The 19,472-nt window shown below is 72.8% G+C and carries 19 protein-coding genes; 6 read left to right on the top strand and 13 right to left on the bottom strand.

Going from position 1 to position 19,472, the window contains the following annotated elements; genetic code table 11:
• Window positions 1-14 precede the first annotated feature (14 nt).
• Both ACZ4VA_RS24760 and ACZ4VA_RS24755 read right to left on the bottom strand, forming a co-directional pair.
• Complete coding sequence (locus tag ACZ4VA_RS24760) at window positions 15-2,408, bottom strand: HAD-IC family P-type ATPase (RefSeq protein ID WP_356174313.1); 2,394 nt, start codon at window positions 2,406-2,408, stop codon at window positions 15-17.
• Between the two features lie 113 nt (window positions 2,409-2,521).
• Window positions 2,522-2,791 (bottom strand): DUF2530 domain-containing protein, encoded by a 270-nt coding sequence (locus ACZ4VA_RS24755; RefSeq protein ID WP_355779945.1) that lies wholly within the window; start codon window positions 2,789-2,791, stop codon window positions 2,522-2,524.
• Window positions 2,792-3,123: 332 nt separating this feature from the next.
• On the opposite strand from ACZ4VA_RS24755, the gene ACZ4VA_RS24750 reads away from it, so the two are divergent.
• Window positions 3,124-4,575, top strand: coding sequence for an NCS2 family permease (locus tag ACZ4VA_RS24750; protein ID WP_355779948.1), 1,452 nt, complete (start codon window positions 3,124-3,126; stop codon window positions 4,573-4,575).
• 90 nt (window positions 4,576-4,665) lie between these two features.
• Here the strand turns inward: ACZ4VA_RS24750 and ACZ4VA_RS24745 are convergent, their stop codons facing one another.
• Window positions 4,666-4,848, bottom strand: coding sequence for a ribbon-helix-helix protein, CopG family (locus ACZ4VA_RS24745; RefSeq protein ID WP_355779951.1), 183 nt, complete (start codon window positions 4,846-4,848; stop codon window positions 4,666-4,668).
• 144 nt (window positions 4,849-4,992) lie between these two features.
• Here ACZ4VA_RS24745 and ACZ4VA_RS24740 point away from each other — a divergent pair, with 144 nt between their 5' ends.
• From ACZ4VA_RS24740 to thpR, 3 genes are all read left to right on the top strand, one after another.
• Window positions 4,993-5,430 (top strand): MarR family winged helix-turn-helix transcriptional regulator, encoded by a 438-nt coding sequence (locus ACZ4VA_RS24740; RefSeq protein ID WP_355779954.1) that lies wholly within the window; start codon window positions 4,993-4,995, stop codon window positions 5,428-5,430.
• Window positions 5,431-5,485: 55 nt separating this feature from the next.
• Complete coding sequence (locus ACZ4VA_RS24735) at window positions 5,486-6,835, top strand: MFS transporter (RefSeq protein WP_355779957.1); 1,350 nt, start codon at window positions 5,486-5,488, stop codon at window positions 6,833-6,835.
• A gap of 143 nt (window positions 6,836-6,978) precedes the next feature.
• Window positions 6,979-7,557, top strand: coding sequence for an RNA 2',3'-cyclic phosphodiesterase (gene thpR / locus ACZ4VA_RS24730; RefSeq protein ID WP_356174306.1), 579 nt, complete (start codon window positions 6,979-6,981; stop codon window positions 7,555-7,557).
• 221 nt (window positions 7,558-7,778) lie between these two features.
• Here thpR and ACZ4VA_RS24725 read toward each other — a convergent pair whose 3' ends face one another.
• Entirely contained in the window at window positions 7,779-8,768 is a 990-nt protein-coding gene (locus ACZ4VA_RS24725; protein WP_356174303.1) for an aldo/keto reductase, read from the bottom strand.
• Window positions 8,769-8,970: 202 nt separating this feature from the next.
• Complete coding sequence (locus ACZ4VA_RS24720; RefSeq protein ID WP_355793962.1) at window positions 8,971-9,651, bottom strand: SGNH/GDSL hydrolase family protein; 681 nt, start codon at window positions 9,649-9,651, stop codon at window positions 8,971-8,973.
• Between the two features lie 88 nt (window positions 9,652-9,739).
• Here ACZ4VA_RS24720 and ACZ4VA_RS24715 point away from each other — a divergent pair, with 88 nt between their 5' ends.
• Window positions 9,740-10,738, top strand: a complete 999-nt coding sequence (locus tag ACZ4VA_RS24715; RefSeq protein ID WP_452921307.1) for a YncE family protein — start codon at window positions 9,740-9,742, stop codon at window positions 10,736-10,738.
• A gap of 159 nt (window positions 10,739-10,897) precedes the next feature.
• On the opposite strand, the gene ACZ4VA_RS24710 is transcribed toward ACZ4VA_RS24715, so the two are convergent.
• Complete coding sequence (locus ACZ4VA_RS24710; RefSeq protein WP_388905019.1) at window positions 10,898-11,515, bottom strand: ABATE domain-containing protein; 618 nt, start codon at window positions 11,513-11,515, stop codon at window positions 10,898-10,900.
• An 86-nt stretch (window positions 11,516-11,601) separates the two neighbouring features.
• Here ACZ4VA_RS24710 and ACZ4VA_RS24705 point away from each other — a divergent pair, with 86 nt between their 5' ends.
• Complete coding sequence (locus ACZ4VA_RS24705) at window positions 11,602-12,390, top strand: MBL fold metallo-hydrolase (RefSeq protein ID WP_356174294.1); 789 nt, start codon at window positions 11,602-11,604, stop codon at window positions 12,388-12,390.
• A gap of 71 nt (window positions 12,391-12,461) precedes the next feature.
• On the opposite strand, the gene serC is transcribed toward ACZ4VA_RS24705, so the two are convergent.
• The 7 genes from serC to ACZ4VA_RS24670 all read right to left on the bottom strand — a co-directional run bounded on the left by serC (window position 12,462) and on the right by ACZ4VA_RS24670 (window position 19,394).
• Entirely contained in the window at window positions 12,462-13,580 is a 1,119-nt protein-coding gene (serC, locus tag ACZ4VA_RS24700; protein WP_355789256.1) for a phosphoserine transaminase, read from the bottom strand.
• A gap of 117 nt (window positions 13,581-13,697) precedes the next feature.
• Window positions 13,698-14,945, bottom strand: a complete 1,248-nt coding sequence (locus ACZ4VA_RS24695; protein ID WP_468082529.1) for a cytochrome P450 family protein — start codon at window positions 14,943-14,945, stop codon at window positions 13,698-13,700.
• Window positions 14,942-16,165, bottom strand: a complete 1,224-nt coding sequence (locus ACZ4VA_RS24690; protein WP_355789262.1) for a cytochrome P450 — start codon at window positions 16,163-16,165, stop codon at window positions 14,942-14,944. Before ACZ4VA_RS24690 ends, ACZ4VA_RS24695 begins: the two co-directional genes overlap by 4 nt.
• Complete coding sequence (locus ACZ4VA_RS24685; RefSeq protein ID WP_355789265.1) at window positions 16,162-16,821, bottom strand: GTP-binding protein; 660 nt, start codon at window positions 16,819-16,821, stop codon at window positions 16,162-16,164. Before ACZ4VA_RS24685 ends, ACZ4VA_RS24690 begins: the two co-directional genes overlap by 4 nt.
• On the bottom strand, window positions 16,802-17,149 hold the full coding sequence (locus ACZ4VA_RS24680; protein ID WP_355789268.1) for a DUF742 domain-containing protein: 348 nt from the start codon (window positions 17,147-17,149) through the stop codon (window positions 16,802-16,804). Before ACZ4VA_RS24680 ends, ACZ4VA_RS24685 begins: the two co-directional genes overlap by 20 nt.
• Window positions 17,146-17,553 carry a roadblock/LC7 domain-containing protein gene (locus tag ACZ4VA_RS24675; protein ID WP_121402281.1) on the bottom strand — a complete coding sequence of 136 codons (408 nt, stop codon included), beginning with the start codon at window positions 17,551-17,553 and terminating at the stop codon, window positions 17,146-17,148. The genes ACZ4VA_RS24680 and ACZ4VA_RS24675 overlap by 4 nt, the downstream gene beginning before the upstream one ends.
• Window positions 17,550-19,394, bottom strand: coding sequence for a sensor histidine kinase (locus tag ACZ4VA_RS24670; RefSeq protein WP_452921315.1), 1,845 nt, complete (start codon window positions 19,392-19,394; stop codon window positions 17,550-17,552). The genes ACZ4VA_RS24675 and ACZ4VA_RS24670 overlap by 4 nt, the downstream gene beginning before the upstream one ends.
• Between the last annotated feature and the right edge of the window lie 78 nt (window positions 19,395-19,472).

Raw genomic sequence — 19,472 nt, 5'->3', positions numbered from 1 at the left:
GAGCCGCGCCGAGGTCAGGCGGGGAAGCGGCGGTCGACCCACTTCCACAGGAGTTCCAGGACGACCGCCGCCACCGCCGCGACCCCCACGGCGAACCACGGCATCACCGAGCCCACCAGCTTCAGCGCGAAGAAGTGCTGGAGCGCGGGCACGGCCAGCACCAGCACGAACGCCCCCGCCATCGCCGCCACCAGGCAGACCCGCCACCAGGTGTACGGCCGGGCGATGATCGCCAGGACCCACATGGAGATCAGGAAGAGCGTCAGCGTCGCCACGCTCGTCTCCGCGTCCAACGCGCCTTCCCCGCGGTAGTAGTGACGGGCCATCAGGTACGTCACGAAGGTGGCCACGCCGGCCAGTACGCCGCCCGGGATGGAGTAGCGCATCACGCGCCGCACGAAGTGGGGTCTGGCGCGCTCCTTGTTCGGGGCGAGGGCGAGGAAGAACGCCGGGACGCCGATCGTCAGGGTGGAGAGCAGGGTCAGATGGCGCGGCAGGAACGGGTACTCGACCTGCCAGCACACGACCAGCACCGCCAGCAGCACCGAGTAGACCGTCTTCACCAGGAACAGGGTGGCGACGCGGGTGATGTTGCCGATGACCCGGCGGCCCTCCGCGACGACCGAGGGCAGCGTCGCGAAGCTGTTGTCGAGCAGCACGATCTGCGCCACCGCCCGGGTCGCCTCCGACCCCGAGCCCATGCTCACCCCGATGTCGGCGTCCTTGAGGGCCAGCACGTCGTTCACGCCGTCCCCGGTCATCGCCACGGTGTGGCCGCGTGACTGGAGGGCGCCCACCATCTCGCGCTTCTGCCGCGGGGTGACCCGTCCGAACACGGTCGCCCCGTCGATCGCCTCCGCCATCTTCTCCCGGTCCTCGGGGAGCCGGCGCGCGTCCACGGTCCCGCCGTCGAGCCCCAGCTTGGCGGCCACCGCGCCGACCGCCACCGCGTTGTCGCCGGAGATCACCTTGGCGCGTACGTCCTGCCGCTCGAAGTAGCGCAGGGTGTCCGCCGCGTCGGGGCGCAGCCGCTGCTCCAGGACGACCAGGGCGGTCGGCCGCACGTCCTCGGTGACCCGGGGGTCCTCCAGGTCGCGGGAGGCGCGTACGAGCAGCAGCACCCGCAGCCCCTGTTCGTTCAGCCGGTCGGTCTCGGCGAGCGCCGGGTCGCCGGGGGAGAGCAGCACGTCGGGGGCGCCGAGCAGCCAGGTGCTGCTCTCGCCGTCGCCCTCGCTGAAGGTGGCCCCGCTGTACTTGCGGGCCGAGGAGAACGGCAGCGACTCGGTGCAGCGCCAGTCGTCGCTGTCGGGGTAGGCGGCGACGATCGCCTGGAGGGAGGCGTTGGGGCGCGGGTCGGACTCGCCGAGGGCGCCGAGGACCTTGCGTACGTAGGTCTCGTCGCTGCCGCCCAGGGGGCGCAGCTCGGTGACGTCCATGCCGCCCTCGGTGAGGGTGCCCGTCTTGTCCAGGCAGACGGTGTCGACGCGTGCGAGGCCCTCGATGGCCGGCAGTTCCTGGACGAGGCACTGTTTGCGGCCGAGCCGGATGACGCCGATCGCGAAGGCGACGGAGGTGAGCAGGACGAGTCCCTCGGGGACCATGGGCACGATGCCGCCGACCGTGCGCGCGATGGAGTCCTTGAAGTCGTTCTGCTTGACCACGAGCTGGCTGACGACGAGCCCGAGCGCCGTCGGGATCATCATCCAGGTGACGTACTTGAGGATGGTGGAGATGCCGGAGCGCAGCTCGGAGTGGACGAGCGTGAAGCGGGAGGCCTCCTCGGCGAGCTGGGCCGCGTAGGCCTCCCGGCCGACCTTGGTCGCGGTGAAGGCGCCGCCGCCCGCGACGACGAAGCTGCCCGACATCACCTCGTCGCCGGCGTGCTTGACCACGGGGTCGGCCTCGCCGGTGAGCAGTGACTCGTCGATCTCCAGGCCCTCGGCCTCGGCGCAGGTGCCGTCCACGACGATCTTGTCGCCGGGCCCGATCTCGATCACGTCGCCCAGCACGATCTCCGAGGTGCTGAGTGCGGAGGCCACTCCGTCGCGGCGGACGGTCGGTCTCGCCTCGCCGATGACGGCGAGGGAGTCCAGGGTCTTCTTCGCCCGCCACTCCTGGATGATGCCGATCCCGGTGTTGGCGATGATCACGTAGCCGAAGAGGCTGTCCTGGAACGGCGCCACGAACAGCATGACGAGCCAGAGCAGGCCGATGATCGCGTTGAACCGGGTGAAGACGTTGGCCCGGACGATCTCGCGCAGGGAGCGGCTGCTGCGGACGGGGACGTCGTTCACCTGGCCGCGCGCGACCCGCTCGGCCACCTCGGCGGCGGTGAGGCCGCGTGCCCGTCCGGGCATGGGCACGGGATGCACAGGATCGAGTTCGGCGCCCGCGTCGATGTGCGTCATGGATTCGACGGTACGTGCGGATATACGGCTTCACCCGCTGAGTGCGCCAAAGATCCGACCAGGGGAGGACGGGGGCGGCCCCGAGTGCTGCCGTGGGTGGAGGCGCGCTCTCCTCACTCCGCGGGAGCGGCGCCCCGGGTCGCGGCCTCGCGCCGGATCGCCGCGTCGCGCTTGCGGACGTACCAGATGCCGATGAGGCCGAGGCCGGCTCCGGCCAGGCAGGTCCACACCCACCAGGTGTGCCCGTGGTCGTCGAACCAGCCGTAGAAGGGGAGCTGCACCAGGAAGAGGACGAACCAGAGGATCGTGCCGCCCGTGATGGTGGCGACGACGGGGCCCTCCAGGGGCTCCGGCGCCTCGTGCTTGGGGGTCCACTTCGCCATGGGCACAGCTTACGAGCACGGTGGGCGGGCCCGTCCGGCGCGGTCGGCGGGTGGTGGCGGAAGGGCCGCTTCCGCCGTATACCAAGGGTCTACGCGCGGAGATAGCGATTTCGGCCTCATATGTTCATACTGAAACCGCTTGATGCTGGCTCTTTCTGTTCGTACGAAACTCCAACGGAAACGTCGATGAAACCTTCCGGTGATCATCTGACGGCCAGACTCGATCATGTTCCGCCGCGCACCTCCCCAGGCTCGGCCCCGCCCGAGCGGGGCCCGCTCACCGCCCGGCGCCCGTCCTGGCCCCTCCGGGCCCCGCACGTATGAGGTCCCGCATGTCCTCCTCGGCCACCACGGCCCCCGCTCCGGAAAAGCAGCCGTCCCCGCGGCCCGCCGACGGGGCTCTCGACCGCTACTTCAAGATCTCCGAACGGGGCTCGACCCTGGGGCGCGAGGTCCGCGGCGGACTCGCCACCTTCTTCGCGATGGCCTACATCATCGTGCTGAACCCGATCATCCTGGGCAGCGCGAAGGACATGTACGGGCACCAGCTCGACAACGGCCAGCTGGTCACCGCCACCGCCCTGACCGCGGCCTTCACCACGCTGCTCATGGGCGTCATCGGCAACGTGCCGATCGCGCTCGCCGCCGGACTCGGCGTCAACACGGTCGTCGCCCTCCAGCTCGCGCCCCGCATGTCGTGGCCGGACGCCATGGGCATGGTGGTCCTCGCGGGCTTCGTCGTGATGCTGCTGGTGGCCACCGGTCTGCGCGAGCGCGTGATGAACGCGGTGCCGCTCGGCCTGCGCAAGGGCATCTCGATCGGCATCGGCCTGTTCATCATGCTCATCGGCCTGGTGGACTCCGGCTTCGTCTCGCGCATCCCCGACGCCGCGCACACCACCGTGCCGCTCCAGCTCGGCGCCGACGGCCACCTCAACGGCTGGCCCGTCCTGGTCTTCGTCCTCGGCGCGCTGCTCACCCTCGCGCTGATCGTGCGCAAGGTGCCGGGCGCGATCCTCATCTCGATCGTCGCCATGACCGTCTTCGCGGTCGTCATCGAGGCCGTCGCCACGATCCCGTCCTGGGGTCTGACCACCCCGAAGTGGCCGGGCAACCCCGTGGCCACCCCGGACTTCGGCCTGGTCGGCCAGGTCAGCCTCTTCGGCGGCTTCGGCAAGGTCGGCGTGCTGACCGGCGTGCTGTTCGTCTTCACGGTCCTGCTGTCGTGCTTCTTCGACGCGATGGGCACGATCATGGGCGTCAGCGACGAGGCCAAGCTGACCGACGCCCAGGGCAACATGCCGGGCATCAACAAGGTCCTCTTCGTCGACGGCATCGCGGTCGCCGCCGGCGGCGCCAGCTCCTCCTCGGCCACCACCTGCTTCGTGGAGTCCACGGCCGGCGTCGGCGAGGGCGCGCGCACCGGCTTCGCGAACGTCGTCACCGGCGCGCTGTTCGCCGTGGCGCTCTTCCTCACGCCGATCGCCACGATGGTCCCGTCCCAGGCGGCGACCCCGGCGCTGCTCGCGGTCGGCTTCCTGATCATGTCCCACTCGGTCAAGGACATCGACTGGGCGGACTACACGATCGCGGTCCCGGCGTTCGTGACCATGCTGATGATGCCGTTCACGTACTCGATCACCAACGGCATCGGCATGGGCTTCATCACCTTCGTGGTGCTGCGCCTCGCGGTCGGCCGGGCCCGGGAGATCCCGGTGGCGATGTATGTCGTGGCGGCGGTGTTCGGCTTCTACTACCTGATGCCGGCGCTGGGCCTGACCTGATCCGCCCGGCGCCGTGCGGCGACGGGGTCAGCGCGACCCCGTTCCCGTGCGGCGACGCGGTCACGTGACCCGTCCCGTACGGCACCCGGGTCACGTGACCCCGTAGAACTTCTCGGTCTCCTCGACCGCGGTCTGGAACCGCTCGTCGAAGTCGTCGCGAACGAGCGTCCGGACCACGTAGTCCTGGACGCTCATCCCTCTTCTGGCGGCGTGGTGTCGGAGCCGGTTGAGCAGCTCCCCGTCTATGCGCAGGCTGAGCACACTGGTCCCCATGCCGACGAGGGTCGCGGGACTCCGGGCGGCCGGGGGTGGCTTTCCGTGCCCGGCTCACTCGAATGAGTGACTCATGGGTTCAGTGGTCCGCTTCACGGGCATCCAGGTGGTCTTTAGTCAGAGTAATGAGTTACGCTAAAGAACATGCCTGACCTCACCCATGGCGACGACGCTGCCGCCGTGAACTCCCTGCGCTCCGCCGTGATGCGCCTGTCCCGCCGGCTCAAGCACCAGCGGGTCGACGAGTCGCTGAGCCCCACCGAGATGTCGGTGCTGGGCACCCTCGCCCGCTGCGGCTCGGCCACCCCGGGTGAGCTGGCCCGCAAGGAGCACGTCCAGCCGCCCTCGATGACCCGCATCGTGGCGCTGCTGGAGGCCAAGGGACTGGTCAGGCTGGAGCCGCACCCCGAGGACCGGCGCCAGAAGGTCGTCACGCAGACCGAGCAGGCCGAGGCCATGCTCGAGGAGAGCCGCCGCCGGCGGAACGCGTGGCTGGCCGGACTGGTCGCGGCCCTCGACGAGGACGAGCGCGCGAAGCTCCGTGCCGCCGCTCCCGTCCTGGAGAAGCTCGCGCACCTGTGACCGGCGGCCGCCGCCGGAGGACACCGTACGAACCCGCTGTAGGAGGCGAACGCTGTTGAGTTCGGGACCCGGAGCAGACTCCGCCCCCGCACCAGCCACCCCCGACACCCCGCCCGACCCCCCGACCGCCCGGTCGTCGATGTTCAGCTCGCTGAGGATCCGCAACTACCGCCTGTTCTTCACCGGGCAGGTCGTCTCCAACACCGGCACCTGGATGCAGCGCATCGCCCAGGACTGGCTGGTGCTCAGCCTGACCGGCTCCTCAGCCGCGGTCGGCATCACCACCGCGCTGCAGTTCCTGCCGATGCTCCTCTTCGGGCTGTACGGCGGCGTCCTGGTCGACCGGCTGCCCAAGCGGCCGACCCTCCTGGCCACCCAGACGGCCATGGGCCTCACCGGCCTCGCCCTCGCCTTCCTGACCCTCTCCGGACACGTCCAGGTCTGGCACGTCTACGTCGCGGCCTTCGCCGTCGGCCTCGCGACCGTCGTCGACAACCCGGCCCGTCAGTCCTTCGTCGCCGAGATGGTCGGCCCCGGCCAGCTGCAGAACGCGGTCAGCCTGAACTCCGCGAACTTCCAGTCCGCCCGGCTGGTCGGCCCCGCCGTCGCGGGCCTGATGATCACCGGGGTCGGCACCGGCTGGGCGTTCCTCTGCAACGGCCTGTCCTTCGTCGCGCCGATCGCGAGCCTGCTGCTCATGCGCGGCCGCGACCTCCACCAGGCCCGGCGCACCCCGCGCGGCAAGGGCCAGCTCCGCGAGGGCCTGCACTACGTGGCGAGCCGCCCCGAGCTGATCTGGCCGATCGTCCTCGTCGGCTTCATCGGCACCTTCGGCTTCAACTTCCCGGTCTGGCTCTCCGCCTACGCCGACGACGTCTTCCACGCGGGCGCCGGCGCGTACAGCCTCTTCAACACGCTGATGGCCCTCGGCTCGCTGGCCGGCGCGCTGCTCGCCGCCCGCCGCGGCACCGCCCGGCTGCGCGTGCTGATCGGCGCGGCCCTGGCCTTCGGGCTGCTGGAGACGGTGGCGGCCCTCGCGCCGTCCCTGTGGCTGTTCTCCCTGCTCATGGTCCCGATCGGCATCTTCGGCCTGACCGTCAACGTCACCGCGAACACCTCGGTCCAGATGGCCACCGACCCCGCCATGCGCGGCCGGGTCATGGCGCTGTTCATGATGGTCTTCATGGGCGGTACGCCGCTGGGCGCGCCCCTGGTCGGCTGGGTCACCGACGCCTACGGACCGCGCATCGGCTTCGCGCTCGGCGGTCTGGTGTCGGCGCTCGCCGCGGCCACCGTGGGACTGGTGCTGGCCCGCGTCGGCGGACTGCGGCTGTCCGTCGGCTGGCACCGCGGCCACCCGCAGGTCCGCTTCGTGCCCCGGGAGCGGCTGACCGCCGCCGCGTGACCTCGCAGGGCCTGTCCGCGAGGTCCCGTCGTCCGTCCGGAAGGCGGAACAGGCGGGACTTCGCGGATACGGCCTCCCCCGTCCCGGCGCCGGGACGGCCAGGGCCGCTCGCCCGGCGGCCCGTTCCCTGGAAGGGTGACGCCATGAGACTCTTCGCCGCCGTGCTGCCCCCCGAGGAGGCGGTCCGTGAACTCGCCGCCGCCGTGGACGGCCTGCGGCGGCTGCCCGGCGCGGACGCGCTGCGCTGGACCGGCCGCCCCGGCTGGCACTTCACCCTCGCCTTCTACGGTGAGGTGGCGGACGAGAGCGTGCCGGAGCTGTCCGGCCGGCTGGCGCGCGCCGCGAAACGCACCCCGCCGTTCCCGCTGGCCCTGCGCGGCGGCGGCCACTTCGGCGGGCGGGCGTTGTGGACGGGCGCCGCGGGCGACGTCGGCGCGCTGCGGCTGCTGGCCGAGCGCGCCGAGGCGGCGGCCAGGAAGGCCGGCCTGCCGACGGAGGAGCACCGCGGGTACCGGCCGCATCTGACGGTGGCCCGCAGTCGCGGCACCGCCGACCTCGGTCCCTGCGTGAGCGCCCTGGACGCCTTCGCCGGGCGGGAGTGGACCGTCGGCGAACTGAGCCTCGTCCGGAGCAATCTGCCGGTCTCGGGGGTGCCGGGGGAGCAGCCGCGCTACGAGACCGTGGAGCGGTGGCCGCTGGGCGCGGACGGCCCGTCCGCCTGAGGCGCGGCGGCCCCGCGGGGACGGGCGGCCGGTGCGCGTCGCGGCCGGCCGGTTAACCTCGACCCTGTGGACCCGAAGACCCGAAACCGGATCATGGCCGGTGTGCTCGTGCTGATGTTCGTCGTCGTGGCTGTGGCGGCGGCGGTCGGATAGACCGCCGCCGCCGGACGTGCCGTGCCCCGGGAGCCCGCTGCTCAGGCTCCCGAGGGGCCCCGGACCGACTACCAGGCGAACGCCTCGGGAGAGGGGCCCGGCCCCGGGAAGATCTCGTCCAGGGACGCCAGCACCTCCTCGGACAGCTCCAGCTCGACGGCACGCAGCGCCGAGTCGAGCTGCTCGGCCGTCCGCGGGCCGACGATGGGCCCGGTGACGCCGGGACGGCTCAGCAGCCAGGCCAGCGCCGTCTCGCCCGGTTCCAGGCCGTGCTTGTCGAGCAGGTCCTCGTACGACTGGATCTGGGCGCGTACCGCCGTGTTGGCCAGCGCGTCCGCGGACCGGCCGCCGGCCCGGCGCCCGCCCGCCGTCTCCTTCCTGATCACTCCGCCGAGCAGTCCGCCGTGCAGCGGCGACCAGGGGATGACCCCGAGCCCGTACTCCCGCGCGGCCGGGATGACCTCCATCTCGGCCCGGCGCTCGGCCAGGTTGTAGAGGCACTGCTCGCTGACCAGGCCGTAGCTGCCGCGGCGCGCGGCGCTCTCGTTGGCCTGGGCGATCTTGTAGCCGGGGAAGTTGGAGGAGCCCGCGTACAGGATCTTGCCCTGTGCCACGAGCGTGTCGATCGCCTGCCAGATCTCCTCGAAGGGAGTGCTGCGGTCGACGTGGTGGAACTGGTAGACGTCGATGTAGTCGGTCCGGAGCCGCTTGAGGCTCGCGTCGACGGCCCGGCGGATGTTGACCGCGGAGAGCTTGTCGTGGTTGGGCCAGGCGTCGCCGTCCGCCGCCATGTTCCCGTACACCTTGGTGGCGAGTACGACCTTGTCGCGCCGGTCGCCGCCCTGAGCGAACCAGCTGCCGATGATCTCCTCGGTGCGGCCCTTGTTCTCGCCCCACCCGTAGACGTTGGCGGTGTCGAAGTAGTTGATCCCCGCGTCCAGGGCCGCGTCCATGATGGCGTGACTGCCGGCCTCGTCGGTCTGCGGGCCGAAGTTCATGGTGCCGAGGACGAGCCGGCTGACCTTGAGTCCCGTGCGTCCGAGCTGCGTGTACTTCATGGGTCCCAAGCCAACGCGCTGGAGTGCGCTCCAGGCAAGAGGTGGCCGGGCGGACGGCGCGTTCAGTCGCGCGGGAAGGCACCGCTCGCGAGGACGAGGCGGGTGCCGCCCACGGTCAGCTCCACGTCCCCGCCGAAGGCGACGGTGGTCTCGGTGACGCACGGTCACCATGGGCCCGCGCCGCGCCCGGCGGGGCGGCCGGTCAGGCGGTGACGGCGTACGGCCCGCCGAGCCCCCAGGCCTGGTGCAGCGCGTCCGCGAACCCTTCCGCGATCTTGTGTTCGCCGCTCGCGTTCGGATGGGTGCCGTCGTAGGTGTCGAGGTGGATGTCGTACGAGGCGGGCGGGGACGCCAGCAGCAGGGGGGAGCGGGGCTCGCCGAGGTCGGCGACGGCCTTGGCGAGCAGCTCGTTGAAGGAGGCGACCTCGGCGGCGAACGGCGCGTCCGACTCCGCGCGCACGTTGGGTATCACCGGCAGGAGCGCCATGCGTATGCGCGGGTTCGCCGCCCGGGCCTCGGCGACGAAGAGCCGCACGTTCCCGGCCGTCTGCTCCGCGTTCGTGTAGAAGCCGAGGTCGATCAGGCCGAGGGAGACCAGCAGGACGTCGGCCCGGTGCGTGTTCACCGCCTCCCGGATGAGCGGCGCCATGTGCAGCCAGCCCTCGCCCCAGCCGGCCAGGTGGGCGCGGGGGAAGTCGGGGTCCGCGTACGCGTACGAGCCGGGCGTGCCGGTCGCCGGGTCGTACAGGGCCTCGCGCGGGCCGACGATGTGGAAGGGTCCCCCGTGCGCCGCGCGCAGGTGCTGCCACATCCGGTAGCGCCATGTGTGTTCGCCCGGGCTTCCGATCGTCATCGAATCGCCGACGGGCATGAACCTGAGCATCCGCTCATCATGGTGGATCACCGCGGCGGTTGGGGTGTGAGGATGGCCACCCGAGCTGAACGGCGGGCGTGGATGGCAGGCTTGGCGCATGCGCCGACCCTTCTCCTTCCTCGCCGCGGCCCTGCTCGCCGCCTCCGGAGCCCTGCTCGCCGTGGGGCCGGCCGCACCGGCGGCCGCCGACGACGGGGGGTTCACCATCGAGGACCCGCGGATCACCGAGTCCAGCGGGCTCGCCGCCTCGCGTCAGCACCCCGGCGTCTACTGGACCCACAACGACAGCGACGACGGCCCGTACCTGTACGCGGTCGACAGCCGGACCGGGAAGACGGTCGCCACCGTCACGCTGAGCGGCATCGGCTCGCCCCGTGACGTCGAGGCCGTCTCCATCGGGCCGGGCAACGAGATCTGGGTCGGCGACATCGGCGACAACTTCGGCGGCCGGTGGGACCACGTGTGGCTCTACAGGCTGCCCGAGCCGAAGAAGCTGGCCGACCAGACCGTCCGTGCCACCCAGTACGTCGTGAAGTACGCCGACGGTCCCCGGGACGCGGAGGCGATGATGGTGCACCCCAAGACCGGGCGCGTGTACATCGTCTCGAAGAACGAGGACGGGGGCGGCCTCTACGAGGCGCCCGCGCGGCTCTCGGCCTCCGGCACGAACGTCTTCCGGCGCATCGCCGACATCGGCCTGTGGACCACCGACGGGGCGTTCTCCCCGGACGGCCGCCAACTCGCCGTGCGCGGCTACCTCGGTGGCATCGCCTACCGCTGGAACGGCGGGAAGCCCGAGCGGCAGGCGCGGCTGGACGTGCCGCTCCAGGGGCAGGGCGAGTCCGTCACCTACACCGCCGACGGGTCCGAGCTGTTGTACGGGACCGAGGGGGAGCGGAGCACCGTCCAGGCGGGGAGCGTACCGGGGTCCGGCGACGGCAAGTCCCCGTCGGGGGGCGGGGGTTCGGCGAGCGGGCACAGCGACGGGGGCGGGGGTCCGGTCGGCGGCACGAAGGTCGGCACCGGCGCACTCGTCGTCGTGGCGATCGCGGCTGTCGCCGTCTTCGGGGGCCTGCGGCTGCGCCGACGGGGATAGCACACCGCTCCGCGGGCGCCCGCGTGAACTGACGCGCGGGGCGAGGGCGTGCGCCGCGGGAGACCGGTGCGATCGTGCTCCCGGCGGGCCCGGAGGCACCGGCCGGTAGGGCGGGACGCTCCACCGCGCCCCTCCCGGAGGGCGGCGCGGTGATCCGCCTCAGGCCGAGGTGCCGCCGCGCCGGGCGTAGGCGCGGGCGGCGCGGGCGCGGTCGCCGCAGCGCGTGGAGCACCAGTGGCGCCGGCCGTGGGTCCGAAGGAGGAAGCGGTCGCAGGGGGCGGAGCCGCAGGCGGCGAGGAGGTCCGCGTCCGGGCCGGTGAGCAGGTCGGCGGCGTCGGCGGCGAGGGTCGCCAGCGCGTGGTTGACGGCCTGGTCGGTGGGGTGGGCCTGGACGCGGCGCAGTCCCGTGGCGCCCTCCCGGGCGAGCAGAGGTGCGGTGGGCAGGGCCGTGAGTGCTTCGTTCACCGCCCGCAAGGACTCCTCGGGCACGGGGGCGTCGTCGACGCGTGCCGCGAAGAGGTTCCGTACGTGTGCCCGCAGGGTGCGCATGCGCTGGGAGCACATCTCGTACAACCGCACGTCCGGCGTGGCCAGGTCGCCGGTGACGAGCCAGTGCCGCGCGGACTCGGGGGTGGCGAGCACGTCGTAGCTCTGGTCGCCGGGCAGGGTCGCCGCGGTGTCGGCGAAGTCCAGGCTGCGGTACCGCTCGGCGCCCGGGGCCGGGGGCAGGGTCGCCTGTGCGATCTCGGTGGCCGGGGACTTCCGCATGGCTCTCATGGTAGCGCTTGTGTTTTTCCGTGACGTCGGCCTAGTCTTCATCACGGAAACTGACGAGATTATCCGTGAGGAATGAGGGTGTGGACATGTCCCGGCACGACACCGCGCAGTTCCCGGTCCGTACGTTCGGCGGCCCGACCGCCCTGTTCGAGTACGGCGGCCTGCGCTTCCTGACCGACCCGACCTTCGACGGCGCCGGCGACTACCCGTCCCACGGGCCGACCCTGACCAAGACGGCCCCCTCCACCGCCGCCCCCGCCGACCTCGGCCCCGTCGACGTCGTCCTGCTCTCCCACGACGAGCACGCCGACAACCTGGACAGGTCCGGCCGGGCCCTCCTCGCCGACGTCCCCCTCACCCTCACCACCCCCGGCGGCGGCGAGCGCCTCGGGGGCGGGGCCAGGGGTCTGGCCGACTTCGAGTCGGTCGAGCTGGAGCGGCCGGACGGGGGCACGGTCACCGTCACCGGCGTGCCCGCGATCCACGGCCCGGGCAGGCGCGAGGACGTCGAACCCCTCACCGGCCAGGTCGTCGGCTTCGTCCTGACCGGCGAGGGCCTGCCGACCGTCTACGTCAGCGGCGACAACGCCTCGCTGGACGCCGTCCGGGACATCGCCGGACGCTTCGCCCCGGTCGACACCGCCATCCTGTTCGCCGGAGCCCCTCGCTTCCCCGTGCTCTTCGACGGCGGACTGCTCGTCCTGGACAGCGCGCAGGCGGCCGAGGCCGCACGCATCCTGGACGCCGGGCGCGTCGTGCCCGTCCACCACGACAGCTGGGCGCACTTCACCGAGGGCCGCGACGAGCTGGAGGCCGCGTTCGCCGCCGCCGGCCTCGCCGACCGCCTGGACCAGGACTGGACGCAGCGCGCCTGAACGGGCCGCCCCGGGAACGCGAAGGGCGCCCGGTGATCACCGGGCGCCCTTCGCCGTCGTACGTAAGGCGGTTACAGCTTCTCGATGACGTAGTCGACGCACTTCGTCAGCGCCTCGACGTCCGCCGGGTCGATCGCCGGGAACATGGCGACGCGCAGCTGGTTGCGGCCGAGCTTGCGGTAGGGCTCGGTGTCCACGATGCCGTTGGCGCGCAGCACCTTGGCGACGGCGGCCGCGTCGATCTCGTCCGCGAAGTCGATCGTGCCGATGACCTGCGAGCGCTTGGCCGGGTCGGTGACGAACGGGGTGGCGTACTTGGAGTCGTCGGCCCAGCCGTACAGCCGGCCGGCGGAGTCCTTCGTACGGGCCGCCGACCAGTCGAGCCCGCCCTGGCCGTTGATCCACTCCAGCTGCTCGTTCAGCAGGAACAGGGTGGTCAGCGCCGGGGTGTTGTACGTCTGGTTCTTGCGGGAGTTGTCGATCGCCGTGGGCAGCGAGAAGAACTCCGGCACGTGCCGTCCGCTCGCGTGGACGCGCTCGGCGCGCTCGATCGCGGCGGGGGAGAAGACGCCGATCCACAGGCCGCCGTCGGAGGCGAAGGACTTCTGCGGGGCGAAGTAGTAGACGTCCGTCTCGGTGATGTCGACGGGCAGGCCGCCGGCGCCGCTGGTGGCGTCCACCAGCACCAGGGAGCCCTCGTCGGCGCCCGCGACCCGCTTGATCGGGGCGGCGACACCGGTGGAGGTCTCGTTGTGGGTGAACGCGTACACGTCCACGCCCGCTTCGGCGGACGGCTCGGGGTGCGTGCCCGGGTCGCTGGTGATCACGGTGGGCTCGGCCAGCCACGGGGCGAGCTTCGCCGCCTTCGCGAACTTGGAGGAGAACTCGCCGAAGCTCAGGTGCTGCGACTTGTTCTCGATCAGGCCGTGCGTCGCGACGTCCCAGAACGCGGTGGAGCCGCCGTTGCCGAGGACGACCTCGTAGCCCTCGGGCAGCGAGAACAGCGCGCTCACGCCCTCGCGGACCTTGCCGACCAGGTTCTTGACCGGAGCCTGGCGGTGGGAGGTGCCCAGCAGCGAACTGCCGGTGGCGGCCAGGGCGTCCAGCGCCTCTGTCCGCACCTTGGAGGGACCCGCGCCGAAACGGCCGTCGGCGGGCTTGATGTCGGAGGGAATCTGGATCTCAGCCACGAGCGGAGCCTAGCCGTTCACGGAAACCTGGGTGAAACGTCGTCCGTCGGGTGAGACGGCGGCCGGCCGTAGGCCGGACGGGTCGCGATCCCCGTCCGGCGTAAGGCGGCAGGAGGGTCAGTTCGCGCGCAGGCGCACCGGCAGTTCGAACAGGTCGTTCTGGGTCACCACCGGCTTGTTGCGGAGTTCGCTCGCCGGGACCGCCAGGTCGAGGGCGGGGAAGCGCTCGTAGAGGGCGGGCAGGGCGACGCCCGCCTCCAGACGGGAGAGCGCGGCGCCCGGGCACACGTGCGGCCCGTGCCCGAAGGAGATGTGCCGGTTCGCGGACGTGCGGGTGATGTCGAACTCGCCCGCGGTGGGGCCGTGCGCCTGCTCGTCGCGGCCGATGGCGCCGTAGGACACGATGAGCGCGTCGCCCGCCGGGATCACCTTGTCGCCCACGGGCACGTCCTCCGTCGCGAACCGGATCAGGACGTGTGAGGTCGGCGTCGAGTGGCGCAGGGTCTCCTCCACGACGGCGGACCAGTCGGCTTCACCGGAGAGGACGAGCGCGCGCTGCTCCGGGTGGGTGGACAGGTTCACCACCGCGTTGACGATCAGGGAGATCGTCGTCTCGTGACCCGCGGCGACCATCAGCTGGAGGGTGGAGACGATCTCCTCGTCGGCGAGGTGGTCGCCGTCCTCCGAGGCGAGGATCAGCGCGCTGGTCAGGTCGTCGCCCGGGTTCTCGCGCTTGGCGGCGACCGTCTGCGCCATGATCCCGGCCAGCTCGGTCAGCGTGGCGATGACCTCGGCGGGCGGGGTCTGCGTGGAGAAGAACTTCTCGAACAGCACCTTGAGCCGCGGCAGTTCGGCCTCGTCGATGCCCATCAGGTCGGCGACGACGTACATCGGCAGCGGGTAGGCGAACGCGGCCTTCAGGTCGACGGGCTCGTCACCGGCGCCGGCCAGCCCGTCGAGGAGCCCCTCGGTCAGCTCGGCGATCCGCCCGCGCATCCGCTCCACGCGGCGGGGCGTCAGGGCCTGCGCGACCAGCGTGCGCATCCGCCGGTGCTCGGCGCCGTCCACGGTGAGCATGGAGCGGCCGGGGTTGGCGAGCCCGATCAGCGGCCAGTCCGGGGCTATCTCGCCGCGCTGCCAGGCGCCCCAGACGTTGATGTCCTTCACCAGCCGCGGGTCCGTCAGCAGCGCGCGGGCCTCCGCGTGGTGCGTGACCGCCCACACCGGGACGCCGCCGGGCAGCTCCACGGCGGCCAGCGGCCCCGCCTCGCGCAGCCGGGCGCTCTCCGCGTCGAGGTCGGTGACGAAGGGGTCCAGGGCGATCCGCGTGGTCTCGGCGTCGGCCGGACTCGTCTGGGTGGTCATGCGGGCGTGCCTCCAAGGGCCGGGGTCGGGGTGAACCGCACGGGCAGCTCGGTGAGACCGCGCAGCCAGGGCGAGGGGCGGCGCGCGAGGGCGTCCGCCGGGACGGCGAGGTCGATGTCCGGCAGCCGGTCCAGGACGACCTCGATGCCGGTGCGCGCGATGACCTCGGCGACCTCCTGGGCCGGGAACGGGCAGCGGTGTTCGCCGTGGCCGAAGGAGAAGTGGGCGTTGTTGCCGCCGGTCAGGGCGGAACCGTCGGTGCGCACCTGCGGGTCGGAGTTGGCCCCCTGGAGCCCGAGCAGCAGCAGGTCGCCCGCGCGGATGCGGCGCCCGCCGAGCTGGGTGTCGCGGGAGGCCCAGCGGCCCGCCACGTTCTGGGTGGGGGTGTCCTCCCACAGGACCTCGTTCATGGCCTCGGCGACGCTGTTGCGGCCGCCGAAGAGGGAGGCGGCGAAGCGCTCGTCGGTCAGCATCAGGCGCAGCGAGTTGCCGATCCAGTCCGCCGTCGGCTGGTGGCCCGCGGCCATCATGACCATCAGGTCCTGCATGATCTCCTCGTCCGTGAACCCGGAGGGGTCCGCGAGCATGCGGGAGACCACGTCGTGCGCGGGCTCGGCCTTGCGCTCGGCGAGCAGCCGCGCCATCGAGGAGGCGAGGTGCTGCTGTCCCGCCAGCGCGCCCTCCCGCCCGTTGATCATGTCGTTCAGGGCGGTGACCAGGCCGGGGCCCTCCTCGTCGGAGAAGCCGTACAGCCGGGCCAGCACGCGCACCGGCAGCAGCGCCGCGTAGTCGCCGATGATGTCCGTCTCGCCCTTGGCGCAGACCGCGTCGATCAGCTCGTCGGCGAACTTCTCGGCGTGGGCGCGCAGTTCGAAGGGGTCGACGCCCTCGAGCGCGTTGCTGATCATCGCGGCGCGCTCGCGGTGGCGCTCGCCGACGGTGTAGAGGATCGAGGGCTGCTTGCGCCCGATCATCGGCAGCAGCGGCCAGTCGTCGGGGACGCGGTCCCACTGGTTCCACAGGTCGGAGTCCCGGCTGAACAGCGCCGGGTCGCCGGTGACCTGGTGCAGTTCGCGGTAGCCGAGCACCAGCCACGCCGGTATGTCCCCGTCGAGGACCACCGGGGTCACGGCGCCGTGCTCGCGCCGCATCTCCCGGTACAGCGCCGCGGGTTCGGTCTGGAACCTGGGCCCGCTCAGGGGCACGGGGGCGGAGGTCACAGGGCCAACTCCGGGGATTGCAGGGTGTCGTCGGGGGTCCGGGCGGCGGGGACGGCGCCGCCGGCCGGCCGGGACGCGTACAGGGTCTGGATGTGCTCGACGAGGGTGATCAGCACGTGCTTGCTGGACGCGCGGGAACGGGCGTCGCAGTCGAGCAGCGGGACGTGCGGGTCGAGGTCGAGGGCCTCGCGGATCTGGGCGGGGGTGTGGGCCGGGCCGCCGAAGTCGTTGCAGGCGACGATGAACGGCGTGCCGTGGTGCTCCAGGCGGTCGATGGCGTACCAGGAGTCGTCGATGCGCCGGGTGTCCACGAGGACGACCGCGCCGAGCGTGCCGGCGAACAGCCGGTCCCACAGGAACCAGAAGCGCTCCTGGCCGGGCGCGCCGAACAGGTAGAGCACGTTGTGCGCGTCGAGGGTGATCCGGCCGAAGTCGAAGGCGACGGTGGTCGCGGACTTGCCGCGCACCTCGCTGATGTCGTCGACGGCCTCGCCGGCCTGGGTCATCGTCTCCTCGGTGTTGAGGGGACGGATCTCGCTGACCGAGCGGACCAGGGTGGTCTTGCCGACGCCGAAGCCGCCCACGACCACGATCTTCAGGCCGTTGTCGGCGGTGGCCCCGAGGGGGGTCCGCGCGTCAGAGGTTACGGAGTCCAACGAGCACCTGCTCCAGGATGTCGGGATCGGGTAGAGCGTCCTTCTGCGGGTGGCGGGCGCTGATGCGGCCCGCCGCGAGGAGGTCGGAGAGCAGGATGCGGGTGATGCTCACCGGCAGCCGCAGCTCGGCGGCGACCTCCACGACCGCCGTGGGCCGGTCGGTCAGCCGCAGGATCGCGGCGTGCTCGGACTGCATGCCCGTGACCGGATCGCACTCGGCGACCACCAGCGTCACCAGGTCGAACGGGGTGTCCGGCCCGGACCGGGTGCGCCCTCCGGTGAGGGTGTAGAGCCGGTCGGGGGCGTCGTCCCTGCCGGGGCGGCTCATGACGTACGCGGCTGCGCGCTCAGGTGTTCGCCGAGTTGCTCCACGAGTTCGCTCATGTTGTGCCCGACCAGCCCGGCGTCGGCGTCCTCACCGGTGACCACGGCGAGGTGCGCGCCCTCGCCGGCCTCCACGATGAACAGGACGCCGCCGTAGAACTCGGCCATCGCCGAGCGCACGCCGCCGCTGCCGTCGCCGAACTCGACGGAGGCGCCGTGGGACAGCGACTGGATGCCCGCGGCGATCGCGGCGAGCTGGTCGGCCTGGTCGACGGAGAGCTCCGGCGTACGGCACAGCTTCAGGCCGTCGCGGGAGAGCACGAGCGCGTGCCGGGCTCCCGGGGTGCGCTCCAGCAGGCCCTCGATGAGCCAGGTGAGCTTCTCGTCGGCGGTGGTGGTGCCGGTCATGGAGTGGTGTCGCCTTCCGGGTGCGAGGGGGAGTGCGCGTGTGAGGGGCTGGCGGGGGCGTCGGCCGCTGCGGGCGCGGAGTCCCGTACGGCCTCTTCGGGGTCGGTGGGGGCGGAGCGGGCCGGCTCCGGGCGGGCGGCCACGGGGGCGTCCCCGTGGCCGGTCCGGGCGCGGCCGGTGTCGCCGGCGGTGTGGTCGGCGGGTGCGGCGCCCGGCGCGGAGCCCGGGTCCCCGGCCGTGCCGCGGACCGCCTGGCGGAAGCTGCCGAAGCGGGCGACGCGGGCCTTGGTGTCGTCGGCGGACGGCATCTCGCGGTCGGTCCGGCCGTGGCCGTGCGCACCCTGGGCGCGGCGCTCGGCGGCGGCGAGGGTGCGGCCCCGGCGGCGCTTGGGCAGCCCCCCGGTGGCGCCGGCCCCGGTGTCCTGTCCGGCGCGGGGCGACTCGTGGGTGGGCAGCGGGTCCGGGTCGAGGTCCGCGCCGGCGCGGGCGGCGGCGTACGACACCGGGGGCCGGGCCGGGGGCTGCTCCGCGGACCCGTCGCTCCCGGACGCGGCCGGGGTGATGGCCGCCGGTGCGTGGGCCGGGGTCGTGGCCGGTGCGTCCTGCGCCGCGGACCCGGCGAGGGCCGCCGGGCGGGCGCCGGCGGGGGCGGCCTGGGGCGTCAGGAGGTCCTGCGGGATGAGCACCAGGACGCCGGTGCCGCCGCGCGCGGACGGCCGGAAGGACACCTTGAGCCCGTGCTTGCGGGCCAGCCGGCCGACCACCGCGAGTCCGAGCCGGGTGCCGGTGAGCCCGCCCAGTCCGGCGACCTCGCCGGACACGGCGCTCTCGGCGCGGCGCAGCTGGACGTCGCCCATCACCAGGCCGCTGTCCTCGACGGAGACGATGACACCGGCCGGCACCTCCTCGACGTAGACGTGCACCTCGGCGGTCGGCGGCGAGAAGTTGGCGGCGTTGTCGAGGAGTTCGGCGAGCGCGTGCATGACGCCCTCGGCGGCGTGGCCGGAGACGGCGGCCTCGCTCGCGGAGTGCACCCGCACGCGCTGGTAGCCGCTGATACGGCCCATCGCGCCGCGCAGGATGGACTCCATCGGGATCGGGCGGGCCCAGCGGCGTCCGGAGCGGGCGCCCGCGAGGACCGCGACGGAGTCGGCGAGACGGCCCGCCTGCGCGGTGCGGTGGTCGAGGTGCAGCAGGTCGGTGAGGACCTCCTCGTCGGAGTGCCGCTCCTCCATCGCCCGCAGGTCGGCGAGCATGCCGGTGGCCAGGGCCTGCATCCGGCCGGCCGCGTTGGCGGTGGCGGAGACGGCGGCGTCGCGGGCGTTCTCGGCCTGCCGGGCGCGCTCCGCGAGGCGGGCGTTCTCCTCGGCGAGCCGGGCCCGGTCCTCGGTGAGCCGGCGGCGCTCACGGTCGGACTCCTCGGTGAGCCGCGCGCGTTCCTGCGCGAACTCCTCGGTCAGGCGCACCCGTTCGCGTGCCGCGTCCTCGGCGAGCCGGGCGCGGTCCTGGGCGAGCTCGCCGGCCAGGCGCCCGCGCTCCTGCGCGAACTCCTCGGCCTGCCGCGCCCGTTCGTGCAGCAGCCGGCCGGTGTCCGCCGTCACGGCGTCGATACGGCGGCGCAGCACCTTGGCCGTCTGCGCGGCGCGGGTGGCCACGGCGACGGCCGCGCACAGCAGGACGGCGCCCGCGCCGGCGCCCCAGGCGAGGGGCGTGCGCACGGAGTCCGGGGCGAGGACGACCGCGCCGACGACCACGAGGGCGGAGAGCGCGGCGGTGAGCAGCGGGGCGGGCGCGACCGTGCGGAAGGTGGGCCGATCGCCTGGGGGGAGGGGCGCGGTCATGAATCGTGTCCTCGGTCGGGGCCTCGGTCGTGTTCTGGGCGAGAGTCTTGTTCTGCGCGTGAAGCGACACCTGATGCC

The sequence above is a fragment of the Streptomyces sp. NPDC028308 genome, from assembly GCF_055565855.1.
This window is presented reverse-complemented; position numbering and strand designations above follow the sequence as displayed.